Genomic DNA, 1083 nt, shown 5'->3' with positions numbered 1-1083 from the left:
AACGGCCATCCCCAAAGCCGGCTCGACGAACTGCTCCCGTGGAATTTCCGGCCGTCAAGCTGAAAGCCGGGTGACCGTCAGACGACGCTTACGGTGGGGCCCGCCCTCACTGGCGATCATCTCGGAGTCGGCCGGAAGCGTGGTTGTTGGCCTGCTGTGTTTGAGAGGCCTGCGTATATTCGTGTCAGCGGCACACTTTGGCGGGTACACTCGGTGTTGATCAAACCTAATGCGGCTGCGCGAGCCGGGCTGGATTTCCGCTCCCGAAGTTCGCTCGGGTTGAGTTCGCCCATGCGGCGAACTTCCGCTTCCCGCCCATCATGCTGCCATGATCCTTTTAGCAATGCTTGGAAGCAGATTTGGCACAAGCTTGGAAGACGTTGCATCCAACTCCAGAAGCGGCAGCGATAGGTAGGGATGAGACTTCTCCGTGATAAGGTTGCCAGCGCTGGCGAAGAGGTCGCCCGCTTGTCCGGCCGATAGTCGCTCAAGCACTACGCTCAGGTCTTGTGTTTTTGTGCCTGCCTCTACCACCAAGAACCCGTCATGTTGTTCGACCAAAAAGCCCTCGCTCCTTAGTGCAAGCGCCAACGTTGATGTTTTCACCGTTCCAACCCGCGTTGCAATGATCGATGCATGCTCGCCGAGACCGTGGATGTTCTTGGTCCGGAAACCGAGTTGCTCATAGTGGGCGCGCGCTTCGTCAAGCATCGCTAGCGAAACGGCTTCCATGTAGGGTGGACTGATATCCCCCTCCAGCACCGCGAACATTCGGTCAATTACCTTGTCATGAATGTCGCCTGCGTCGCCGCCGAAGACGGGAGGCACACCAGCCTTCGCGGGTTTGACGATGATGACCTTTTCACGATCATGGATTTCTTGAACAACCCAACGCCGCCCGGAAAAAATCAACAGCATCCCCGGAGCAAGAACATTGTCGATCGGCAAGGTTCCAAGATCTCGCCCCTCTGCGACCAACCGGAATTCCTCAGGTGTCTGGAACACCGCATAGAAGCTGTAATGCTCAACCAGCTTTTCGCCCGCGGGTCCCAAAAGTAACAGCCCGCTGCCGGCCTGTTCGAT

At 57.3% G+C, this 1083-nt stretch carries 1 pseudogene; it reads right to left on the bottom strand.

Features of this window, described 5'->3' with window-relative positions:
• Positions 1–318: 318 nt before the first annotated feature.
• A pseudogene (locus EV663_RS15530) lies at positions 319–1083 on the bottom strand (DEAD/DEAH box helicase); the annotation flags it as partial.

The organism is Rhodovulum bhavnagarense, from assembly GCF_004343505.1.
Classification (GTDB): Bacteria; Pseudomonadota; Alphaproteobacteria; order Rhodobacterales; family Rhodobacteraceae; genus Rhodovulum; species Rhodovulum bhavnagarense.
Note: the sequence above shows the minus strand (reverse complement) of the source record. Positions and strands in the feature narration are given on the sequence as shown.